Below are 23,186 nucleotides of genomic sequence, written 5' to 3'. Positions count from 1 at the left end.
TCACAAACCCGTAATCTCTTTTTCAAGCGGCGTCAGATGACCGCGTTTTCCATACGCCACCATGCGCAAATACTCACCGTACACCACCGCTCGGTGCGCCGACACTCGCGACCATCCCCAAGATGTTACGGGAATCTTGCCGATGGTCGTGAGTGCTGGGTAAGCCGCAAGGGTGATCCCCTCCGGCAAATTCTTCGTCAAGGTACGATGTTGCCTGCCCACAGCATACGCTTTGCTGACAAATAAAATCGCCGAAAGGCGACTCACGTCGACCAGTTGCAGTCCAAACCGAACATTTTCCAATGAATTGACCGATTGATCTTCCCAGACCATCTTCTCCCCAGGAATCCCCAACTCCACCAACTTGTCACGAATCACATGTGCTTCCGGCGTCCTTCCATAGGTCCAAGTAGGGTGTCGCGTGGCATTTTCCTTATACCCCCCGGTGATCAAAATCTGCTTGACGATCCCTTGCTGATAGGCGTGTGCCGCCGTTATCCAGATTTCGGGATGAGCCCCCCCAAAAACAAACAACAAATCATAACACGGCACGGTGCGCTCAGTCAGGTCAGGCCGAAAGACTAGCTCTGTCAACGCCCGGATGTGAGCCGCACTGAGCGGGGGAACACTGGGGAATTTCGGAATGCTCATCTCATCGCCTCCTCATCGCCGTCTGCCCAATTCATCTCCCCCTTTTCCCCTCTCCCCTTTCGTTCAAACCCTCTTGTCGCGCATGAAGGGAATCACGCCATTTTATGTTATAATTTCGTGTATCTAGGTTTTGAGGAGGACAAGCATGGTTTCACTGCCAGAAGACTACTTGAAGCAGATGCGTGAGTTGCTTCAGGTGGAGTACGAAACGTTTATCCATACATATGAAGAAGCGCCCACACGCAGCCTGCGCGTCAACACGCTTAAACTATCCCCCGCGCAATTGGCTGAACGTGTCGCTTTTCATCTGAAACCGATTCCCTGGTGCAAAGAAGCCTTTTATTATGATCATGAGCAGGATCGACCGGGCAAGCATGTCTACCATGCCGCCGGCCTCTACTACATTCAAGACGCCAGTGCGATGTCGCCGGCAGAGGCGCTTGCGCCACAGCCCGGTGAGACGGTATTGGATCTGTGTGCCGCCCCCGGCGGAAAAACAACGCAAATCGCGGCGAAGATGCAGGGCCAAGGTCTCCTCGTTGCTAATGAGATCGATGGCAAACGGATCAAGGCGTTGGTGGAGAACCTCGAACGATGCGGGGTGACTAACGCGGTTGTGCTAAATGAAAACCCGTTGCGTTTGACCGATCGTTTCGCCGGCTTTTTTGACCGCATCTTAATCGATGCGCCCTGTTCGGGAGAAGGGATGTTTCGCAAAGACAAAGATGCCCGTGAACGCTGGAGTGTGCGGGCCACAAAGAAATGCGCCGATCTCCAGTTAGAAATCGTGTCCGCCGCCGCCCCCATGCTAAAACCTGGCGGAAGGTTGGTCTATTCTACCTGCACCTTCAATCCGCAAGAAAACGAGCAGTTGCTGGTTCGCTTCCTGACAAAGCATCCTGAGTTCCGTTTGGTGCCGGTGCCGCAAGCGGAGCATTACCAGCCGGGACGACCCGATTGGACCACCACCGCCGACCCCGAATTGAGCAAAGCGGCTCGGCTCTGGCCGCATCACTTGCGAGGGGAAGGACATTTTGTGGCCGTCTTGGAAAAAAACCCCGACACGGAGGAAAGCAAGCAACGACCCGGCAAATTTCCGCCCGTCCATGCGCAAGCTAAAAAACTTTGGCAACAATTTGCCGCAGAGACATTTCGCGAACCCGATCACATACAAGGTCAATTCACCCTGTACGGCGAACATCTGTATCTTGTTCCCGATGAACTGCCTTCCTTGAAAGGATTAAAAGTGGAGCGGCCAGGACGTTATTTGGGGCAAGTCAAGAAGAGTCATTTGGCTCCCTCCCACGCCTTGGCCTTATCCCTTTGGCCAGATCAGGTGACGCAAACAATCGATTTCAACGCAGACGATCCTAACCTGTTGCTGTATCTACAGGGGGAGGCTTTGCCAGTTTCACTGAAAAAAGGCTGGACCTTGGTCAGCGTTGACGGTTTTGCACTCGGCTGGGGAAAAGTGTCGGGCGGTCTCTTAAAAAACCATTACCCCAAATGGTTACGCTGGGATAAATATTAATATCATGAGCAAGAGAAACGACAAGGCATTTGCGTCCGGTTGCAACCAAAACGCAAATGCCTTGTCGCATCAAATGCTCCTGCGATTAGAACTTGTCCCCGTGGTATTGATTAAGCGTACCTCAGGTCAGCCCCTGTATCTCCTTTTGCACAGCCATCAATTTATCCGGATTGACAACCATGTAGATCGCCTTGATGCGCTCCTCTTGCATGTGAAACGAAATGACACAAAAAACCTGATTACCATCTAGTGCAACGATGCCTGGCTGCCCGTTGACGTTTCGCATTTGGAGTGACGCACCCGCTGGCACCTTGGGCAAGGTTCCAGCAAAGAAACGAATAATGCGGTCCATGCCCATGATCGGACGGATCGCCGCTCTGACTTTACCCCCGCCATCGGTGATCAGGGTTGCATCTGTCGACAGCAAATCCAGCAATTGATTCACATTTCCGATTGATAACGCCTGGATAAACTGTTCAACCACTGCCCCCGCCTTCTCATGCATTTCCCCACCATTTGCAGGGACGCCATGGATGCTTCGTTTGGCCCGGCTGAAGATTTGCCGGCAATTCACACTGCTTTTGTTTACAATCTCCGCTATTTCATCGTAATCAAATTGCAAAACCCCCCGCAACAAAAACACAACACGCTCCGTCCACGATAGCTACTGCAACAGCAATAGATAGGCTGTGGAAATCGTCTCTTTCTGCACATACTGTTCCGAAAGCTCATCTGAATTTCTATCTGTAATGATCGGCTCCGGCAACCATGGGCCGACATATACCTCACGCTGTTTGCGGGCTGATTTGAGCAAGTCGATACAACGATGGGTCACTATTTTGCATAAATAAGACTTTGGATTGCGCACATGGGCTGACGGGATTTCATTCAAGGAATTAAACGCTTCCTGTACAATGTCTTCCGCATCCATCATGCTACCCAACATGCGGTATGCCAACGAAATCAGCAAAGGCTTCGTTTCTGTGTACAGTTTTTCTGTGTCCATCAGTATAGGCTGACCCCACTTTCGTCATGGTTCATAACAAATTCCTGAATGATGCGAAGAGCCGCCCTTTTCCCGCTGGCCAGTGCCGCATCCGCCAGCATTTCTCCATGTCCGCACCCATCGCCCGCGATGTACAAGCCACGCATTTCAGGAACTTCCGGTCCGGAAAATGATGTTTTATCCACCGTAACCGAATCATGTACAACGGTCATGTTTGGCAAGAATTGCCGAGCGACAACTTCCTTTCTCCACCGGGGATGAAGAAGGTCCATGACCTGCTCTAATTGTCTTTCATCCTCGCTGGGGTTGCCGGGCTCCGCACCGAGATACTTGACAAGATGCACCACTGTAATGCCATCTTCGCTCAACCTGGAAGCTGCGGAATGATTCGTGAAAAAGACAGGCTGGTCAATGCCGATAACAAAATGATGCTTGGGATTGGGCAACCGCTTAAGTCCCAGATCAAGGCAGGCGGCGATAATCGGGCGGGCTTGCTCTCTCCATTTTCGGAGCGAAGTGCGCTCTGCATCTTTAATGAGCCGGCAAGTCTGCGCGGGACCGACGGTGACGATCACATAAGGCACTTCAAGCATGGCGCCATCCGCAAAATGAATGCGATAAATCTTGCCACTTCGCTCGATTTGTGTTGCCGTCTGCCGGTTCAGCAATGTAACCCCGGCAACGACGGCTTGATCCCGCAGGCTATTGACAATAGACTCCCAGCCTCCGTCCACATAGAGAACACTCTCTTTCAAACCTCTCTGCAACTGTTCTATGGTCGCCCCAGCCAGCTGATGATCGGGATCGTTCGCAAAGGTTGTGGTTCGGCATAATGCATAAAAGATATGGCGTGCCATCGGATCCTGTATGGTTTTCTCCGCCCACTCTCGCAAACTGATTCGGCCGACGGCATGGGGCTCGATCCGGCTTAGTCGAACCATGAGGCTAACAAACTCTTTTTTCCCGTAAAAAGTTAACAGCTTGGAAGTTAGAAGCGACCCCACGCTGTCCGGCAAGGGATACATGTCATTCTTCCACATGGCGTAACCCTTTGCGTTAGGAATCCCGCCTTGAACCTCGACACCCAATTCCCGCAAAATAGAAAAAGCTTCACCCCCGCGATACAGCGCATGCCCACCTAGATTAAACAGAGCTCCGTTCTTGTGTACCGTGCCTGCGCGCCCACCTAGGCGATCGGATTTTTCCAATACAGCAACCGCTTTCCCAGCTTTGGCCAAATAAATGGACGCCGCCAAACCGGAGAGCCCGCCACCTATGATGGCTACATCATATTTTTTCATGTTATCACCTTATTCCCTGTTTTACTAATATGACGAGGAAACAGGTGACTTTGTGACAGAACCACTTAGGCACTCTTATGCATCTGCCGTTTCCCTCAGGTATTTCCGGGGAAATCACACATGCCAATTATCAAAAAAGGATGATTCCTGGCCGCATATCGCACCAAAAACCATCCCTTAATCATCTTCCTTCACTTTTCGATTACGCGCTTAAACGCGTCACATCCGGGTGACCAGTGCCCGTTTCCGCCCGCCGCGCCTTCCAATACAACAGTGCAGAAGCGGCGACAAAGAACAGCGCGAACAAAAACATCCCTCGGTAACCTAACCAAGCGGCGATCATCCCCAACAAGAAAGAGCCTACGCCAATTCCGACGTCAGCGGCGATGAAAAACGTTGCCGTGGCCGCACCGCGTCTTGCCGCTGTCACCTTTGAGATAACCATGGCCTGCAAGCAGGGCTGAATGCTTCCATAGCCAGCGCCGATAAACGCCCCCGCTGTGTAAAAAAGTGCCTGATCTTCCGCCATCGCCATGCAGATCAACCCGATAACATAACAAGCGATGCTGGGATACACGACAGAATCCGGCCCTTTACGGTCAAACAGGCGCCCCGACAACAATCGGGCGATGACCAAGGCCAGCGCATAGAAAAAATAAAAGCCGCCAGCCATATCTTTGTCTCCCAATTCAGCTGCATACAGCGAAATAAACGACACAATGCCCCCAAACACCATGGCAAAACCAATAATCGGCATTGAGTAGGAAAACGCTTTGCGCTCAATCATCTTTCCCCAATCCGTAAGACGGATGCGCATAGACGGAGCGGGATTGGCTTTTTTAGGAAACTTCACCTGCATGATTAACAACAGGCTGATCAATACAAATAAGCCGCAAAGCAGAAAGAGCCAGGTATATGACAGGGATTGAACCACCCAGAGTCCAAACGCCGGCCCGACAACCATCGCCAGCATGTTGGATGTTCCAAAGTAACCCAGCCCTTCTCCGCGCTTGGCTGGCGGAATGATATCATTCACCGCCGCACCCAAAGCAGTGGTAGCCATGCCAAACGCCCCGCCGTGCAACAAGCGGATCACCAACAGCAAGAGAAAGCTCATGGCCGCAAAATACCCGATCGTCGAGGCCAAATACAATCCGATCGTCCACACCAGAATAGTTTTTCTATCCAACTGATCGACCAGCAATCCACCGTAAGGCCGCATCAGAACAGAAGCCATCGTGAATATGCCAATTACCAAACCCACTTGCTGTTCCTGTGCGTGCAATTCATCTACGGCATATACCGGCAAGGTTGACAACAACACAAAAAATCCGCCAAACAAGAAAAAGTTTGCCAGACAAATCAAGATAAAATCTTTTGTCCACAATCTCATCCGTATCGTTCCTCCCATATCCCCCATCTGTCCGTATTTACTTGCGTGTGTTTCGCGCACGCCAACTGGCTGCAAACGTTTTTCCCATGCTTGCCACAGGAACTGGACGTATGAGAAAAACGTTTGCAGCCAATTCCATTGGAGTGTATCTAGCAAATAACGTAAAAATGACCTTTACCAGATGCGAAGCCTTTGGACACTTTATCCGTCACGACTCTGACCTGCACACGTTAGTTATTATATTTCGCAATCCGAAACAAACTCAATAAGAAAAATGCGGCAAAAAAACGCTTTCTTTCACATGGGGCAAGCTCGCACAAGCATATACTTGATTATAGGCATACGGAGGTGTTTTCTTTGACAAAAGAAGAAAAAATCCCAACCCATCCAAGATTTCTTCCCTATACGCAAGTGGCAATGGGCATGATTCAGCCGGAATGGATTTTCATGAACCATTTTTTTGAACGAGAAGATATGGAAGAAGAACAGCTGGATTCCACAACCCTCTCCATCTCCACAATTCCCCCGAGTGAAACCGAAAAAAAAGCCATCCAGATCCATTTCCACGCTCGGCGCGAACCCAGGGGAGAAGAGTGAGCAATCCCTTGACTCTCTCAGCATTTCACTGCTTACTCCACACAAAAACCGCTTCCCCCTAAGGGAAAACGGTTTGTATAGGGAAGATGGCTTTTCATTTCGCCCCATCACTTTTGAACATCATCAAATTTTTGCAAACAGCAATTCACACGTTGTGTCTTGCTCTATTCCCGAAAAAACAGCTTGTCCTTGATAAACAAATTCTTTATAACTGATCCCGCCAGCCACCGTGGCCGGAAATAACTTTCGAAAAATATGCTTGGAAGCTTCATTGGTGCATATCATCGCCACTTTGTTATACCCTTGTGATTGGCCTTGTTCAACAACGCGTTTCTCCAATTGTTGTACCAATCCTTGCCCAGTAAAATCGCTATGACTGGCCCCCATTTCCAACACAAGAGTATCAGGACCGAGACAAGAAGCAGCTTTTTTCTCTATTTCTTCAAATAAGGTAATGATCGGATCCAGTTCCGGACACACTTTCTTGGTTTCCTCTTTATTAAGAAAAGGCACCGTCGCTTTTCGACCAAGAACGACGGCAGCCAAATGCTCTCCTTCCATCGCCACAAAAGACATTTGTTGTTCCACAGCTTTAACCAATGTTAAATAACAATAACGGTAAAATGCATCCTCGGGAATCTGCAAGAAAGCAGCCATCGGTTCATTTTTAATAAAAGAATGGGTAAGTAAAATGCTTGCTTTACTAATATGTTGTGCTCCCAACTGTTTAATAATCATTTCATCATCCCGCTTCCTACAAAGTTTTCATCCTAGCGGTGGCAAAGGAAGTTGATTTGCCAGACACACCCCAGTAACATCGCACCGCAAAACGCGGCACAAATGCCCGCCAAGCGCCTTTTACTACGCTAAAGAAATCCCATCTCCCCCATCCCATTATATAGTAAATTTCATATCTTCCAAAAACATTTCGTGCGGTATTATATGATTTATTCTTAAAAACATAAAACACCGGGAAGAATAGGGGCTCACTTTGGCGGTCGAATCCCCATTTCCCTCCCGGCACGGATTACAAACATCCCTCTTTTTTCCAATTGAATTTGTTCTTTTTGGTCTCTTCCTTCTGCTTCTGCTTAATCCATAAGTCCCTTTTAATTTTCAAATAGCGCTTCATTTCACCGATAAAGTGATACACCGCTGCGCGCGTCTCAAATTCCTCAAGCGTTTGCGGCAAAGCCGACTCTTTAAAACGACGACTGATCTGCTCCAATTCCTCCAAATAATGCGATGCGGTATTGCCCGGATGAACCGCGCCGGCCAAGCGATCCAAGAATTCGCCGACGATAAGGCTCTCCTGACAACAATGATCCAATGAGGAAACACTGGGCGCGATTCGTTCCAGAATTTCAAACTGCCGCTCTCGCATTTCAAAGTAGCGGTAATAATACGCGCAGTCGTAAGGAGCCACATTTTCTATGTCACGCAGAGCCAACGCCTTAGCCTCTTTCAACAACTGGGCCGTCTCCGTGATCTCTTTGCCGTCCCATTGTTGATCCTTATCGCGCAAATAAGCGGCCAGTTCGCGCAAAATGGCCTTGAAGTTGGCTTCGATCTGCTGTTGAATCTCTTTCAACTTCTTTTCGCTGCTCGGCATATGCATATTGGCCAGCACCGCCATCCCGATCCCGATAACAATAAGTAGCCCCTCGTTAATAACAATGGGGAGGGACACCTCTTTCAGGATATACAGATGCAAAATGACCACGGTCGCCGTCGTAATGCCGTCCGTTGCTTTCAGCTTGACGCAGAGGGGGATCAACAATAGCATCAGGATGGTTAACCCCCAAGCATGGTATCCGAGCAGTTCAAAGACCAGTATGGCCAAGACCAATCCCAACACACAAGCGAGTACTCTCTCCCATGCGGTTTGGTAAGATTTTTTCTTCGTCGTTTTAATGCATAAGATAGTAATCACAGCAGCCGAACTATAAAATTGCAAACCAAGCCATTGGGCGATGGCTAAAGATAAACCCGTCCCAATAGCCGTCTTCACCGTACGATAACCGATCTTCATATTGCCTCACTTTTTCTTTTAAGGAATGTCTGATAAACATACCCGGTGTCACTCACACCGATTTCTCATTTGTTGGCGCTCATTAAAAAAAGCGTTTTTCACCGCCTTCATATAAGCCAACTTGATTGATCAGACGATCCCAGTTATGTAACCATTATAATACAACAGAATAATTTCTGTAATCCAAGTCCCTCCTTTTTTCATCTGTTTCATGAACAGCCTTTAGAAACGGACACCGTCATATTCCATCATCGCCAATGATTTGATATTATTTGAATTGTCTGGATCATTTCGCAAGGAGTGGTCAACATGAACACAACAACCACACCGGCTAAAATCTCTTATTATCGGCTGTTGCAAGCCAGCTACCGCAGAGCTGAGCAACTCTTGCGTGAAATCTCCGAACATCCCCACCGCTACCATCCAGCAAAAAAACAGGAAACGGCGGATTATTTAACCCAATTGCGCAAAGAGATGGGGAAATTTCACATCGACCAATCGTAGCGGGGCCTGATAAGGCCTTTTTTCTTTGCGCCGAACGCGCCATTTATAACCAAGAATGACCAGTCGCGCACAAGAGCTTTTGTTATGCTTTTTAAATTCTTATCATACGTATCTGCTTTCCCGATTTACATTGCTTCAGCATATGCCAATGCAAATATTTCCCATATCATTCCACATCTTCTAAGTTGAATATATATAATTCCATTTATTATCGGTAATAAATTTATTTATTTTTTTATCGATTAAAGAAGGAAAACTTAATTTGTTCACGAAAAGATAATATAACAAACTGAAAGGAGGCTGGAAAAAAAAGCACTCCCGCCTGTGCCATTCCTACACGAGCAGCCACCTCATCCAACCCTTGGTTTATAATGATCTTTGCCTTACATGACAATTGTCCTTCCACAGTACAACATCTACCCAACGGCAGGGAGGCGTGTTAGAAATTTGTATTCCCACCACATCCCGTCGAAGTGTTATGTCCGCCCCGCGTTTTGACTCATGCCATGTACTCACCTCCGAAAATAACTGATGAATCATATATTTCCGTATATTCTGCTAATTTCTACCTGCTAGCGCGTCGAGTCTCCTCGCCGGGGGACGGATCACTGACAGGCATCGCTTGACTCATGACAACAGGTGCATTGTGCTGACGCAAATCATGTTCTTTTGCATCAGAACCACTTACCCAACCAATCAAATCCACAAATCAAAAGGAGGATTTTTTCGTGAAGAAACGCGTTTCCCTCATCGCTTCCTTCGTTTTGATGGCAAGCGCCGCCCTGCCTTCCGCCATTTTCGCTGAGGAAGTAGATAGCCAAGCGGGTAAACTCTATGCTCCAGGGCAAGTCGTGGTGAAATACAAAGACAATGCTTCGGCCAGCGCCGTCAAATCTGCCCGCGCCAAAGCCAACGGTACAGTCATGGAAAAAAACAACAAGCTCGGCTTTGAAGTGGTCAAAGTGAAAGGCTCTGTGGAAGCGACCATCGAAAAGCTGAAAAAAGACCCCAACGTGGAATATGCTGAACCCAACTACTATCTCCACGCTACCTACACACCTAACGATCCTTACTTCAGCTCCCGCCAATACGGCCCACAAAAAATCCAAGCGCCGCAAGCATGGGACATCGCTGAAGGCTCCGGCGTGAAAATCGCCATCGTCGACACCGGGGTGCAATCCAACCATCCCGACTTGGCCGGTAAAGTAGTGGGCGGTTGGGACTTCGTTGACAACGACTCCACTCCGCAAGATGGCAACGGCCACGGTACACACTGCGCTGGTATCGCCGCAGCAGTGACCAACAACAGCACCGGGATCGCTGGTACTGCTCCGAAAGCGTCAATCCTCGCTGTGCGCGTGCTGGACAACAGCGGTAGCGGCACCTGGACTGCTGTCGCCAACGGTATCACCTATGCTGCAGACCAAGGCGCTAAAGTCATCAGCTTGAGCTTGGGCGGCACCGTTGGTAACTCCGGTCTGCAACAAGCTGTCAACTACGCTTGGAACAAAGGTTCCGTTGTCGTGGCCGCGGCTGGTAACGCCGGCAACACCGCTCCTAACTATCCCGCTTACTATTCCAACGCCATCGCGGTAGCTTCCACTGACCAAAATGACAACAAATCCTCCTTCTCCACTTACGGTTCCTGGGTAGATGTAGCTGCTCCTGGTTCCAGCATCTATTCCACCTACCCGACCAGCACCTACGCTTCCTTGAGCGGTACCTCCATGGCTACTCCTCACGTAGCTGGTGTGGCTGGACTCTTGGCTTCCCAAGGCCGTAGCGCTTCCAATATCCGCGCCGCCATTGAAAACACCGCCGACAAAATCAGCGGCACTGGCACCTACTGGGCCAAAGGGCGCGTCAACGCTTACAAAGCTGTTCAGTACTAAAAAAACGGCCACACCAAGCGCATGGTGTGGCCAACAAAAAAAGAAAAGTCTCACTATTAAAGCTTAACACACAAGGAGGACGTTTACCATGAAGAAACGCGTTTCCCTCATCGCTTCCTTCGTTTTGATGGCAAGCGCCGCTCTTCCTTCCGCCATTTTCGCTGAGGAAGTAGATAGCCAAGCGGGTAAACTCTATGCTCCAGGGCAAGTCGTGGTGAAATACAAAGACAATGCTTCGGCCAGCGCCGTCAAATCTGCCCGCGCCAAAGCCAACGGTACAGTCATGGAAAAAAACAACAAGCTCGGCTTTGAAGTGGTCAAAGTGAAAGGCTCTGTGGAAGCGACCATCGAAAAGCTGAAAAAAGACCCCAACGTGGAATATGCTGAACCCAACTACTATCTCCACGCTACCTACACACCTAACGATCCTTACTTCAGCTCCCGCCAATACGGCCCACAAAAAATCCAAGCGCCGCAAGCATGGGACATCGCTGAAGGCTCCGGCGTGAAAATCGCCATCGTCGACACCGGGGTGCAATCCAACCATCCCGACTTGGCCGGTAAAGTAGTGGGCGGTTGGGACTTCGTTGACAACGACTCCACTCCGCAAGATGGCAACGGCCACGGTACACACTGCGCTGGTATCGCCGCAGCAGTGACCAACAACAGCACCGGGATCGCTGGTACTGCTCCGAAAGCGTCAATCCTCGCTGTGCGCGTGCTGGACAACAGCGGTAGCGGCACCTGGACTGCTGTCGCCAACGGTATCACCTATGCTGCAGACCAAGGCGCTAAAGTCATCAGCTTGAGCTTGGGCGGCACCGTTGGTAACTCCGGTCTGCAACAAGCTGTCAACTACGCTTGGAACAAAGGTTCCGTTGTCGTGGCCGCGGCTGGTAACGCCGGCAACACCGCTCCTAACTATCCCGCTTACTATTCCAACGCCATCGCGGTAGCTTCCACTGACCAAAATGACAACAAATCCTCCTTCTCCACTTACGGTTCCTGGGTAGATGTAGCTGCTCCTGGTTCCAGCATCTATTCCACCTACCCGACCAGCACCTACGCTTCCTTGAGCGGTACCTCCATGGCTACTCCTCACGTAGCTGGTGTGGCTGGACTCTTGGCTTCCCAAGGCCGTAGCGCTTCCAATATCCGCGCCGCCATTGAAAACACCGCCGACAAAATCAGCGGCACTGGCACCTACTGGGCCAAAGGACGTGTCAACGCTTACAAAGCTGTTCAATACTGAACTACCAACCGCTGACCATACCCAACTGGGTGTGGTCAGCTTTCCGCATGCATCCAGCTTTCCTTCTGGGATTTCGGCACGATGATCAATCTGAAACCATCCCGCACCGGCCCTATGAAGTGAGGATACAGGAGCCTCACGCTTTTCCCGACCTTTTGTCAAGAGGTGACCATCTTGAGAAAATGCGCAATGATTATTTTCGTCATCCTGTTGGCTCTGGCATGGCCGGTTCCCTCCCCCGCGCAAGCCGCTTCTCCGCCCTACGCACCCGGCCAATTGATAGTCAAATTCAAACCCAACTTGACCATGAAAGCAAAGGCAAACTTCCATCAACAACACGGGGCTGTCGTGCTGGAGAAAAACGCCCAGTTAGGGTTTGAAGTCATCCAATTTCAAGGCACATCGGTTCCCGACATGATGAAACGGTACCAACAATCGCCATATGTGGAATACGTAGAGCCCAATTACCTCGCACAAGCCCTGGCTGTTCCCAATGATCCCCTCTATCCGCAACAGTGGGGCTTGCAAAAGATCGGTGGCCCATTTGAGGGAACCGCAAACGCGGTGAAACTGGCAGTGATTGATACCGGCGTTCAATCCGACCACCCAGACCTCAGTGGAAAAGTCATACAGGGCTGGGACTTTGTCGATGATGACAGCATCTCGCAAGATGAAAACGGTCACGGCACCGCTGTCGCCGGAATCGCTGCAGCCAAAATCAATAACGCCATCGGCATTGCAGGAACGACCAACACGGCGCAAATCTTGGCCATTCGTGTACTGAACAACAGCGGAAGTGGCACGTTCGCCGATATCGCCAGTGGAATCACGTATGCCGCAGATCAAGGGGCACGGGTGATCAACCTCAGCTTGGGCGGGTCCACCAGTAGTTCCGTCTTAGAAAATGCGGTGAATTACGCTTGGAACAAAGGCGCTGTTCTCGTCGCCGCGGCAGGCAGTTCCGCCAACACGTCTCCCTCCTATCCGGCTTACTATCCCAATGTGATCGCCGTTGCCTGCACCGATCCAAACGACAACAAATGCTCCTTCTCCTCATACGGAAATTGGATTGACATCGGCGCTCCTGGACTAAATATCATCACTACTTACCTTGGCAACACCTACCAAACGATGTCCGGCGTATCCCTCTCCACCGCGTTTGTCAGCGGAACTGCGGCCTACCTGGCAAGCCTTGGCAAGACCAACTCCCAGATCCGCCACACCATTGAAGACCAATGTCCGGCCCCCGTCGCAGGACATTCCTTTGGCCGGCTGCGCATCAATTGCCCCTGAAAAAAGCCCGGCGATCACTCCATGATCGCCGGGCTTTCCCCATTTTAAGCGTTGATGATGAACCAAATAACTCCCACCAGAAAGAAAAGCAGGGCCACTGTGCCCAATATTGGCGGTAAATACTTCATATCGTCCCTCCGTCGCAACCAACCTCGTTTCTAACGCAACTCAACAACTGTTACTCCCGATCCACCTTCACCGTGGGCTCCCAGACGGAAAGTCTTCACTGCCCGGTGCCGGCGCAAGAATTCTTGCACTCCTGTGCGCAAAGCGCCAGTACCTTTACCGTGGATCAAAGAGATTTGTTTGTAACCCGATAGAATCGCTTTGTCCAGATATTGATCAATCTCCATCAACGCCTCTTCCACCAATTTGCCCCGCAAATCCAATTCCGGTTTGACATCAGCCGTTGACCGCTTCACCGTCGCATGGCTTTTCGCTTTTGGTTTTTGTTTCGGCGCCGCTTGTTTCTCCAGTTGATCACGATGCACTTTCATTTTCAAAAAACCGATCTGCACTTGGTACTCGTTCTGACCCAGATCCTCCACGACGGTGCCCTTTTGGTTGACGGTCAAAACGAGCACTTCATCCCCCACTTGGATCTGTTGCGGCTTGGGCGGACGGGAGGCCTTTTTCTTAGGCAACGCCGCTTCGGGAATGGAAGCGTCCAATCGTTTTTTTAGCTCAATCAATTCGTGTTCCTTGATATCCTGCGGACGCAACTTCGCCCACTCCCGCAACTCTTTCAGCACGTCTTCCGCTTCCGTTTTCGCCTTGGCCACAGCCTCAATCGCTTCTTGGCGCGCTTTTTCCTTGAGCCGTGCCTTTTCTTCTTCCCATTGATCCATCTGTTGCCGTAAGTCTTCATACAATGCTTCCGCTTCATTGCGCAACGCTTCCGCTTGTTTGCGCTCTTCCTCAGCCCATTTGCGCTCATTGGTCAAGCTGGTGATCATTTCTTCCAACTTGTTCTCCTCGCTGGAAATGTGCCGTTTCGCCAAGTCAATAATCGGTGCCGGCAATCCGAGTCGGGTCGATATGGCAAAGGCGTTGCTCCGCCCCGGCACGCCGATCAAGAGGCGATAGGTGGGCCGTAAGGTTTCCACATCAAATTCCACGCTGGCATTAATCGCCTGCGGATGCGTGTGAGCAAACAGCTTCAATTCACTGTAGTGAGTGGTCGCCACCACCATGGAACCGCGCTCAATCACATGTTCCAAAATAGCCATGGCTAAGGCTGCCCCTTCGGTGGGGTCAGTCCCCGCCCCCAGTTCGTCGAACAGAACCAGACTCGACTCATCTAGTTTCTGCAAAATGCCAATGATATTGGTCAGATGACCGGAAAATGTACTCAAGCTTTGTTCGATGCTCTGCTCGTCCCCGATGTCGGCGAACACGCCGCTGAATATCGGCATCACGCTTTCTTCCTGAGCGGGGATCGGCAGGCCCGATTGCGTCATCAATGCCAGCAAACCGACAGTTTTGAGAGTGACCGTTTTCCCGCCGGTGTTCGGCCCCGTAATAATGATGGCTTGATAATGTTTTCCCATCTCCACATGGATTGGCACCACTTCTTCGCTGGGAATGAGCGGATGCCGCGCTTGTTTCAACACCAGCACCCGATCTTCGGCAATCTTTGGGCACACCCCTTTAACAAGGTAACCATAACGGGAGCGGGCCACGATAAAGTCAAGCACTCCCAGCCGTTCGATATTCTGGCTCAGCTCTTCCGCCACTTCTGCGACTTTGGATGTAAGCAGGCTCAGAATTCGCTCTACTTCCTTCTGCTCGGCCATCTCCAACTCGCGCAATCGGTTTCCCAATTGCACAACGGCTTCCGGTTCAATGAACAAAGTGGCTCCCGAAGAGGACTGATCATGCACAATGCCGCCAAACTGTCCCCGGTACTCCTGTTTGACGGGAATCACATAGCGGTCGAACCGTTGCGTGATCAACGGCTCTTGCATCATTTTGGTGTAATGGGAACTGCGCAACATCTGATTCAGTGTTTGCTGGATTTGTTGTCGAACACCGTCCATTTGCTGTCGAATGCGACGCAACTCTGGGCTGGCTTGATCTTTGACTACCGCATGTTCATCAATACAAGCCAAGATCTCCGCTTCCAGCTGGTCTAGACTTTCTATTTGTTCAGTCAGTTCACGCAACCGCGGCAAAGGCGCCGTCTCCACTTCAAGTTGGCGCAAGTGGGACTTCACCTTGCGACCGCCTGATATGGTCGTGGCGATATCCAAGCACTCCGCTTCATTCAACATGCCGCCCACCTTGGCTCGGCGAATGGAGGCGCGAATGTCGCGAATGCCGCCAAAGGGGACATCTCCTTTGAGGCGCAACAGATCCATCCCTTCCCGCGTTTCAGCGAGCCACTGCTCCACCATGTCGCGGTCAGCGGACGGCGCCAATTGATCTATTTTTTCTTTTCCTAAAAACGTCGCCGCTTGTTCTTTGACGATTTCTTTCACTCGATGAAACTCCAATGATTTCAGCGTCCACTGTTCCACGCCGACAACTCCTCTATCGATAAAATCCTCTACCATTATAACATGTTCAAACAAAAGGAAACATCGAGCCCCGGAAAGGCTCGATGCCTGACTTTATCGACAGAAAATGTGTTTGCCGATGGTCTTGATTTGAGGGCGGCTCCAAATCCATTTGGAAGTCGCGCGAGCCGGATTGAAATAATACAACGCACCTCCTGATGGATCCCATCCATTCACCGCATCCATCACCGCTTTTTTGGCCGTCTCATCGGGCTCCATCCAAATCTGGCCATCAGCAACCGCTTCAAATGCCAATGGTTGGAAGATAATTCCAGATACGGTATCAGGAAACTTGTCGCTCTCAATCCGATTAAGAATCACCGACGCGATGGCCACTTGACCCACATACGGTTCACCACGCCCTTCGGCATAAACGGCCTGCGCCAACAATTTTAAATCGTTTTGGCTAAAGCCGTTAGAAGAACGCGGAAGCTTGGTTCCAGTAGTTGGTGCCGCTTTTTTGGCGATTTGTTTTTTGGGTTCCGTCATGGACGGGGTCCAATGCTTCGTCGCTTTCCATAACATCAGTTTCGTTTTGGGTCCGACCGACCCGTCCACTTTTAAACCAAAGCGGTACTGAAACAACCGCACAGCCAAATAAGTGCGATGGGTGAACACGCCGTCAATCGGACCCGTGTAAAATCCCAACAACTTCAAACGGCCTTGCAATTCATTGACATCTTTACCCTTAGCTCCCGGCTTTAGCACACCCGGTCCGAAAGCGGGCACCGCAGTTTCGTCTGGCGGTGCAGCCATCGCGGACAATGAAGTCGCCCCGCTAGACAACATGAGCGCCATCGCTAGCACGCTGAGAAGAATTCGATATATGGTTCGGCGTTTCATAAGCAAACAACAACCCTTTCCCAGGTTGGTATTTTTCGTTATTATGCCGAACCAGGCGCCGATTCATTCCTGTGGTGGAAAATTCACTTAGCCAGCTTTTTTTCAACTCCGCCAACTATAAGCACCTACACCCAAGCCATCAGCAATGATATACCTACGTTCAATCTTTAATAAAGTTAATCTTTTCTTTTTTACAAAAACTTTTTTCTTCCATATCCTCTTTCATGTTCATAAACATACGATACATATACTCTCCCTGCCTACGATCTACACTAGCCAAAAGAAGTGACCACGGAGACTCAGCATAGATATTGTCGTGATCGTCTCTCTGCTTTACCAAAGGCATACTGTAAAAAACATAATTCTTATCGTTCAGTTCTACATCCCATATCCATTTCAACTGCTTCACATAAACTTGCCCAACATATCGAAGCATACCATCAAGTACTGCTGCCTTTTCATTTTTCACTAAAGTTTGGGGAGATGAATGCCGATCTAAAATCCATTTTTCCAGTCTAAGTAGTGATTCTGGAGAATAGTCCAATTTTAAGTGACGAAACTCATCAATAAAGTTTTCAACTGCATCCGATTGAAAAAAAAGCCATTCCTCAAATTCATCTCTTGAAGAAAAAAACTCCTGTCTTGACATAATCAACACCTACTTTTCTTGAATTTTCAAATTTGATTTTTATGCCGCTTTTAATAAGCTCCTGTTTTAGAGGCTCACTAGCAGCGGCATCTTCAAATACCCAGGTTATATCCCATCCTCTTCTTACGAGACCGGAGGAAGATGTTACAATCGAAATCATTTACAGATAAAAAGGGGACAGTCGCTTTGACTGTCCTCTTATTTTTAAATATGTTTTGTCCAACAATTAATTTAATAGGTCTCGATATGCTTCAGCGATGATTAGTGGATTTGGCTCTCCGACGCTGATTAACGTGATTTTCGGTTTTGTCTTTTTCAATTATATCCCCTCTTCCCAGATAGTCGTTTGATTAAGCGCACCATCTGGTAAAAAAGAGACATTATTTAAAAAACCTCTTATACCCCTAAATCCTTAATTTTATTCCTATTATTTTTAATACAATCTGCTTATCCGACTCGTTAACTATGTCATATTTGTCTGCATCGATGACTAATATTTCAGAATAATGGTAATGGTTAAAGACCCATTCATCATATCGGGAGTGAAGTAGTCTAAAATAATCAATATTGTCTTCGAATTGTTCAAAACTGCGACCACGCTTTTTTATTCGTTTCAATACATGCCTTCAACATCATCTAAAACCTCAGCAAAGAGCTTGTCATAGGTATGTTTCTCTTCTCGGCTTACTTGACCTCATTCATAAATAACTTGACAAATAAGTGCGTCTTCGTAAATACTTCTATCCAATATATTGAGAGGATGTTTTTTAGCTTCCTTGATGTTTCTCAATCGGGCAGCAAGAAAATAAATTTGAAGTAAAAATCCGTACCTATAAGGGTCTTGATAGAACAAACTGAGAATAGGATTATCATTCACCGATTCAAATATGACCTTACTACCTAAATATTCGCCTAGGGCGTGTCTGGTGAATGATTAGGGCGTGTCTGGTGAATGATTAATTGAGCCACATGATCAAGGAAATCAAGGTAATGGCGGCACAAAAATAAACCGCCCGTTTTTCATAACGAGTGGCGAAGCCACGCCATTGCTTCAGGCGGTTAATACAGCGTCCAATCACGTTTCGGCGTGAATATTGTTCTTTGTTGAAGGTCAGAGGACGCCCCGGCTTTTTGGCCCGACGCTCCGTCTGATCTCTGCGTTCGGGGATGGTATGGGAAATCCCACGTTTTTGAAGAAATCGACGACAAGACGGATAACTGTAGCCGCGATCGGCAATCAGATGATCCGGCCTCTTGCGAGGCCTTCCTTTTCCCTAACAGGGAACGGAAATGGAATCGAGTAATGCTTGTAATTGGGTACAGTCATGCTGTTGACCGGGAGTGATTGTAAAAGCAAGCGGTCGACCTTTTCCGTCACAAGCAAGATGGATTTTGGTCGTCAGACCTCCGCGGCTTCGTCCGAGTGCCTCATTCTGGAAGCGAGGGTCCCCCTTTTTTCGGCGCGCCTGCGGCGTGCTGATGAGCTCGGACAATCGTGCTGTCAACGAAAACAACCCAATCGACATCGGAAACGGCGTGGGAGTAAGTCTGAACATGCTTAAGCAAGCGATCCCACGTCCCATCCTTTTGCCAACGTGTAAAACGATAGTAGCAAGTTTTCCAAGAACCATAACGTGCAGGCAGATCCCGCCAGGGAGCTCCCGTCCCAAACTTCCACAGGATTCCGTTCAAAATGGTTCGGTGGTCTTTCCACTGTCCGCCTCGTTTCCCATTCGAAGGCAATAAAGGCTCGATCTTTTCCCAAGCCTCATCTGTAATCTCATAACGCCGTCTCATCATGATGTCTCCTTGCTTTTGTTGTTATGAACATTCTAACAGGAAATCATGATGGATTCACCAGACACGCCCTAATATTTGAGCATAAGTCGTCTTTCCGATACCAAACATTCCGCCAAAACAAATCATATGAGTCTACCTCTCTTTTTAGAAAAGGAACCCCCAACAGGCTTTCGCTGAGAGCTCCCTTTTCTGATCCCCTACCAACCGTAACTATCAAACCATCTTCCTTCTTTATAGTTGTCGATCGCCCGAAGAATATAGGGAATGATATTTGTAGGAAGTTCATTCAACGGGAAAAACCGTAGATCATCGCATTTGTGGGGCTCCAGATTTTGAATCTCTCCTTCCCAGTTTTTAACGACCGCGAAGAAGTCTACCCGCTCATCACCTGCTTTTCTGTGCATGACCCCAACGATTTCCACGTCGTCTTCTTTCAACTGAACTCCGGCTTCCTCTTTTGCTTCCCTAACTGCCGCTTGTTTGACGGTCTCCCCACCATCCAAATGCCCCGCAACTACAGAATAATTCCCATCCTCGTATCCGGTATTGTAGCGGCGGAGCAAGAGGATTTTATTATCTTGTACAAAAAAGAGATGAATCGTTACTGGAGCAGTAAAACGTTTTTTTGGCATATTGCACAACTCCTTTATTAGGAACTTTCAATAGATACCCCTTCAAGAGGATAGGTAATAAGCATAGCTAAGGTGTTTAAAGAATTAGCGATTAACCATTTCAAACAGGCGGAACCGCTTTAAATCCGCGAAGAATCGAGTCTTGCGTTTCGTCGGTAATGAGATAATTCTGAACATCTTTTTCGGAAATCCACTGGTAAGCAGAATGGTCTTCACTCAATTGGATCTTCGCCGAATCATCGGTCAATCGAACCAGACACACGATTTCGACTGTGTGACTGTTTCCGTTCTCTGAGACATAGGAAAAGACTTTGTATGGTTTGACGATTTCCACGTTTACATTGATTTCTTCACGAAATTAGCGTTTCAGTGCTTCTTCCGGGTTTTCACCAAAGTCCACTTTTCCTCCGGGCAGTTCATAAAACCCGGGCAAAAACGCTTCTCGTAAAGACCGCTTTATAATGAGCGTCTTTCCTTGATGATAAATAAATCCTGTACAAACGATTTTCTGATACATTTTAGTCCTCCAATTATTACATTTGAATAGATCACCAAGTCATTTCCGAAATCTACTTGACTGATCCTGTCAATAAAAGATCAGCTATTTCTCTTGGTCGAACATCATGATCAGCTAAATCCTCGATCTCCATCCATACAGGTTCAAACGTACCACGTTTTCTATCCGGCTGAGTAAATTCTTTTCCTTGGCCTGTACCAAAAGTACCTCCAGTAATCTCACCGAGGAAATAATATTGCAACCCGCCATTAAATTCTATTATGGCTACCCTTTCTTTTATAGCGATGGTAATACCTAATTCTTCATATGCCTCGCGTATTGTTGCATCTTCTGGCGACTCCCCTTCTTTAATTCCTCCACCAGGGATAACATAAAATGTCATCCCATCACGAACTCTTTTTATTAAAGCGACACGGTTGCCACTAATCAAAATCACTGATCCTCGATCTTTCATTTGAAACTCTCCTCACAAGCAATTAAGCCATTGCTTTTCAAATGCTCGAGAGCTTGGTGCAAAAGATTTTCCGAAGACTCAAGCCCATCCAATACCACAAAATTTTCTTCTTTCGCAATCAGGGAGTAATGCTGGGTGATTTGTTGATGATAAAGAAGAAACGCTTCATCTTTAGTACGGTCGGGCCAAATATCAACCCCGGCATTGTAGCCAAAGAAAGGCTTGGTTTGAATATGCCGTTGAAGTGCTATATCACTGGGAACCTCGATATAAAAAACACAATCAGGCTTCTTTGCGAATTGGTAACATTGACGAACATATTCGTTCTCAATTCCTCTCACGCTGTCTCTCGTCCATGCTGTGTAAACCCAACGATCCGCCAGAACTACATCCACCTTTTTTAGTGCAGGCTGAATAATCTCTTCATAGCGAAGGGCAAATTCCGCTAAATGTAATAAACAGTAGGTTAGCGGAGTAAAAGAGGAATCGACCTTTTTTTGATTGATAATGCTTTGTAGCGGAGGATAAGAATTCCACTCCGTGAAAAATGTCTGCAATCCTCTTTTTTCAAGCGCATTCTTAACCAGATGAATTAATGTACTCTTACCGCTTCTTCCTGCACCTTCAAAGACAATGAGTTTCGCTTGCTTCTCATCCACATTGGTTCCCCCCTATTCCCAACCTTGCGAATTTTGATTCAACAACACTTTAACTTCAGCAACATGAAGAGAGTGGGGCTCTTTTTTCACTAAACCTAATTGGCTTTCCAAAACTGAAATCCGTTCAAATAGAGGAAGAGTCAACTGTTCAGCTTGATGAAACTCCTTTTCCGATTTTCTCATCCATTCCTGTTCCATAGAAGGAGTCATACCAGATTCAATTGCCTCGATCGTTCCTTCCACCAATTGCAACATCATTTCACCATGATCCTGAATAAACCTCTCTATATCTCTTCTTAGCGCGAGATAAGATTCTTTATACTCATTTTCCTCGCTATTCAAGCCAGGTTGCATCACACGTCCTTCAATTTTCCTCATTCGGTAGTCCATGTGATAAATGTGCTTTAAACTCGGTTTTGCATGTCGAAAATAGCTCATGACCATGTGATAAAGTTGTCCTACTCTCGGGTCTGTAAAGTCGTAGTCCCCTAAGTGATACCAATTTTTACGTTTAATACGTCCCTCCGCCAAAAGTTTCTCTGTAAGGGGTGTGCCGGAATAAGGCTTGAATTTGCCCGTTACATCACGAATGTCGAAGGTCCCGAGCTTCTTCAAAAACTCGATGTTTTCCTTGATCCCTTCTAAAGAAACCTCAGGTTCAAACGGCATCATTCCGATGGATATTTCAGGAATGCCTACTTTCTTGAGAATCCGAACTGCCTCGACATTTTGTTCTGGGGTAATATCTTTTTGATACCGCTTCAAGCTGTCAGCATGACCTGATTCCAGACCAAGAAAAATCTTTTTAAGACCTATTTCTTTTAACGCAAGGAATATGTCTTCCCTTACACAAACAGCACGAACTTGTAACCACAAATTTAAATCATTCATGCCAGCTTCCTTGATTTTTTCGCAGAACGATAAAATCCAATCCCGACTTTTTTTACTTGGGTCGATAAACAAATCATCAACAAACTTAAATTTGCGAACTCCGTATTTTTTATAAAGCTGAAGCATCTCCCCGACAACTTGCTCAACTTTTCTCACTCTTCTGGGACGCCAGTTGAAGAACGTTTGAATAGAGCAGAAAGAACATCGAGCATAACAACCACGGCTCGCCAGCATCGAAATCCTACGGTTCTTTTCCAAAAGAATGCCAATTGTATCTCGATGCGGCAGCGGCAAGGTGTCCAGGTCTTCAACAAGAGGGCGGTCTGGATTGACAACAATTTCCCCGAAGCAGTTTCTGAACGTAATGCCTTTTACATCGTCTAATGGGTTTCCGTCTTTTACATATTCGGCAAGTTCAACGACAGTAATTTCGCCTTCTCCACGAACCACGCTATCGATCCCTGGAACATGAGTCAATATCTTATCATGTTCATATGTGGGAAAATGACCTCCAATGGTAATATGTCCCGCGTACCCATTTTTTCTTAATAATCCAACCACTTCGAACGTAGCTGTGATATTATCTTGTGCCGAAGCCGATATGCCAACCATCCAAGGGCGTTTATCAAGTATTTCTTGTACCGTTTGCTCAGGTGTCAACATCAATAAGTGAGCGTCTAGGGCGTGTCTGGTGAATCCATCATGTTTTCCTGTTAGAATGTTCATAACAA

The 23,186-nt window shown here is 48.0% G+C and carries 21 protein-coding genes and 3 pseudogenes; 6 read left to right on the top strand and 18 right to left on the bottom strand.

Annotation, left to right across the window (positions count from 1 at the left end):
* Positions 1–651 (bottom strand): YdcF family protein, encoded by a 651-nt coding sequence (locus NYR52_RS05210; RefSeq protein WP_259436442.1) that lies wholly within the window; start codon positions 649–651, stop codon positions 1–3.
* A 145-nt stretch (positions 652–796) separates the two neighbouring features.
* Between NYR52_RS05210 and NYR52_RS05205 the strand changes: the two genes are divergently transcribed.
* Positions 797–2,182 carry an RsmF rRNA methyltransferase first C-terminal domain-containing protein gene (locus NYR52_RS05205; RefSeq protein ID WP_259436441.1) on the top strand — a complete coding sequence of 462 codons (1,386 nt, stop codon included), beginning with the start codon at positions 797–799 and terminating at the stop codon, positions 2,180–2,182.
* Positions 2,183–2,303: 121 nt separating this feature from the next.
* Here NYR52_RS05205 and NYR52_RS05200 read toward each other — a convergent pair.
* The 3 genes and pseudogenes from NYR52_RS05200 to NYR52_RS05190 all read right to left on the bottom strand — a co-directional run bounded on the left by NYR52_RS05200 (position 2,304) and on the right by NYR52_RS05190 (position 5,882).
* A pseudogene (locus NYR52_RS05200) lies at positions 2,304–3,188 on the bottom strand (RNA polymerase sigma-70 factor).
* Positions 3,188–4,489: a phytoene desaturase family protein gene (locus tag NYR52_RS05195; RefSeq protein WP_132219914.1), complete on the bottom strand. Its 1,302-nt coding sequence runs from the start codon at positions 4,487–4,489 to the stop codon at positions 3,188–3,190. Before NYR52_RS05195 ends, NYR52_RS05200 begins: the two are co-directional and overlap by 1 nt.
* Before the next feature lie 202 nt (positions 4,490–4,691).
* Positions 4,692–5,882 (bottom strand): MFS transporter, encoded by a 1,191-nt coding sequence (locus NYR52_RS05190; protein ID WP_158283203.1) that lies wholly within the window; start codon positions 5,880–5,882, stop codon positions 4,692–4,694.
* A gap of 357 nt (positions 5,883–6,239) precedes the next feature.
* Here NYR52_RS05190 and NYR52_RS05185 point away from each other — a divergent pair, with 357 nt between their 5' ends.
* Positions 6,240–6,479 (top strand): hypothetical protein, encoded by a 240-nt coding sequence (locus tag NYR52_RS05185; RefSeq protein ID WP_132219912.1) that lies wholly within the window; start codon positions 6,240–6,242, stop codon positions 6,477–6,479.
* A gap of 123 nt (positions 6,480–6,602) precedes the next feature.
* On the opposite strand, the gene NYR52_RS05180 is transcribed toward NYR52_RS05185, so the two are convergent.
* Positions 6,603–7,217: a hypothetical protein gene (locus tag NYR52_RS05180; protein ID WP_132219911.1), complete on the bottom strand. Its 615-nt coding sequence runs from the start codon at positions 7,215–7,217 to the stop codon at positions 6,603–6,605.
* Between the two features lie 289 nt (positions 7,218–7,506).
* Positions 7,507–8,511 carry an aromatic acid exporter family protein gene (locus NYR52_RS05175; RefSeq protein WP_259436440.1) on the bottom strand — a complete coding sequence of 335 codons (1,005 nt, stop codon included), beginning with the start codon at positions 8,509–8,511 and terminating at the stop codon, positions 7,507–7,509.
* Positions 8,512–8,820: 309 nt separating this feature from the next.
* Between NYR52_RS05175 and NYR52_RS05170 the strand changes: the two genes are divergently transcribed.
* From NYR52_RS05170 to NYR52_RS05155, 4 genes are all read left to right on the top strand, one after another.
* Complete coding sequence (locus NYR52_RS05170) at positions 8,821–9,015, top strand: hypothetical protein (RefSeq protein WP_022735890.1); 195 nt, start codon at positions 8,821–8,823, stop codon at positions 9,013–9,015.
* Positions 9,016–9,743: 728 nt separating this feature from the next.
* Positions 9,744–10,907 (top strand): S8 family peptidase, encoded by a 1,164-nt coding sequence (locus tag NYR52_RS05165; RefSeq protein WP_259436439.1) that lies wholly within the window; start codon positions 9,744–9,746, stop codon positions 10,905–10,907.
* 88 nt (positions 10,908–10,995) lie between these two features.
* A complete protein-coding gene (locus tag NYR52_RS05160; RefSeq protein WP_259436439.1) occupies positions 10,996–12,159 on the top strand; it encodes a S8 family peptidase in 1,164 nt (387 codons plus the stop codon).
* A gap of 165 nt (positions 12,160–12,324) precedes the next feature.
* Positions 12,325–13,452 (top strand): S8 family peptidase, encoded by a 1,128-nt coding sequence (locus tag NYR52_RS05155; RefSeq protein ID WP_375163178.1) that lies wholly within the window; start codon positions 12,325–12,327, stop codon positions 13,450–13,452.
* Positions 13,453–13,610: 158 nt separating this feature from the next.
* On the opposite strand, the gene NYR52_RS05150 is transcribed toward NYR52_RS05155, so the two are convergent.
* The 12 genes and pseudogenes from NYR52_RS05150 to NYR52_RS05105 all read right to left on the bottom strand — a co-directional run bounded on the left by NYR52_RS05150 (position 13,611) and on the right by NYR52_RS05105 (position 23,181).
* Positions 13,611–15,971, bottom strand: coding sequence for an endonuclease MutS2 (locus NYR52_RS05150; RefSeq protein WP_259436437.1), 2,361 nt, complete (start codon positions 15,969–15,971; stop codon positions 13,611–13,613).
* Between the two features lie 93 nt (positions 15,972–16,064).
* Entirely contained in the window at positions 16,065–16,853 is a 789-nt protein-coding gene (gene sleB / locus NYR52_RS05145; protein WP_132219907.1) for a spore cortex-lytic enzyme, read from the bottom strand.
* Between the two features lie 160 nt (positions 16,854–17,013).
* Positions 17,014–17,502 carry a hypothetical protein gene (locus NYR52_RS05140; RefSeq protein WP_132219906.1) on the bottom strand — a complete coding sequence of 163 codons (489 nt, stop codon included), beginning with the start codon at positions 17,500–17,502 and terminating at the stop codon, positions 17,014–17,016.
* A gap of 404 nt (positions 17,503–17,906) precedes the next feature.
* The gene (locus tag NYR52_RS16725) at positions 17,907–18,119 is read right to left on the bottom strand and encodes a deoxynucleoside kinase (RefSeq protein WP_375163177.1); all 213 of its coding nucleotides are present in this window, start codon (positions 18,117–18,119) and stop codon (positions 17,907–17,909) included.
* A 77-nt stretch (positions 18,120–18,196) separates the two neighbouring features.
* Positions 18,197–18,409, bottom strand: a pseudogene (locus NYR52_RS16720) (deoxynucleoside kinase); the annotation flags it as partial.
* Positions 18,410–18,458: 49 nt separating this feature from the next.
* Positions 18,459–19,299: pseudogene (locus NYR52_RS05135) on the bottom strand (IS5 family transposase).
* 200 nt (positions 19,300–19,499) lie between these two features.
* On the bottom strand, positions 19,500–19,934 hold the full coding sequence (locus NYR52_RS05130; protein WP_106342022.1) for an NUDIX hydrolase: 435 nt from the start codon (positions 19,932–19,934) through the stop codon (positions 19,500–19,502).
* A gap of 100 nt (positions 19,935–20,034) precedes the next feature.
* A complete protein-coding gene (locus NYR52_RS05125) occupies positions 20,035–20,268 on the bottom strand; it encodes an NUDIX hydrolase (RefSeq protein WP_259436436.1) in 234 nt (77 codons plus the stop codon).
* A 24-nt stretch (positions 20,269–20,292) separates the two neighbouring features.
* A complete protein-coding gene (locus NYR52_RS05120) occupies positions 20,293–20,451 on the bottom strand; it encodes an NUDIX domain-containing protein (protein WP_154986167.1) in 159 nt (52 codons plus the stop codon).
* Between the two features lie 52 nt (positions 20,452–20,503).
* Entirely contained in the window at positions 20,504–20,905 is a 402-nt protein-coding gene (locus NYR52_RS05115; protein ID WP_259436435.1) for an NUDIX hydrolase, read from the bottom strand.
* Positions 20,902–21,564 carry a dTMP kinase gene (gene tmk, locus NYR52_RS05110; protein ID WP_259436434.1) on the bottom strand — a complete coding sequence of 221 codons (663 nt, stop codon included), beginning with the start codon at positions 21,562–21,564 and terminating at the stop codon, positions 20,902–20,904. Before tmk ends, NYR52_RS05115 begins: the two co-directional genes overlap by 4 nt.
* A gap of 12 nt (positions 21,565–21,576) precedes the next feature.
* A complete protein-coding gene (locus tag NYR52_RS05105) occupies positions 21,577–23,181 on the bottom strand; it encodes a B12-binding domain-containing radical SAM protein (protein ID WP_259436433.1) in 1,605 nt (534 codons plus the stop codon).
* Positions 23,182–23,186: the final 5 nt, after the last annotated feature.

This window comes from Laceyella sacchari (assembly GCF_024927925.1).
GTDB lineage: Bacteria > Bacillota > Bacilli > Thermoactinomycetales > Thermoactinomycetaceae > Laceyella > Laceyella sacchari.
The sequence above is the reverse complement of the archived record's forward strand: the minus strand, read 5'-3'. Positions and strand labels throughout refer to the sequence as shown.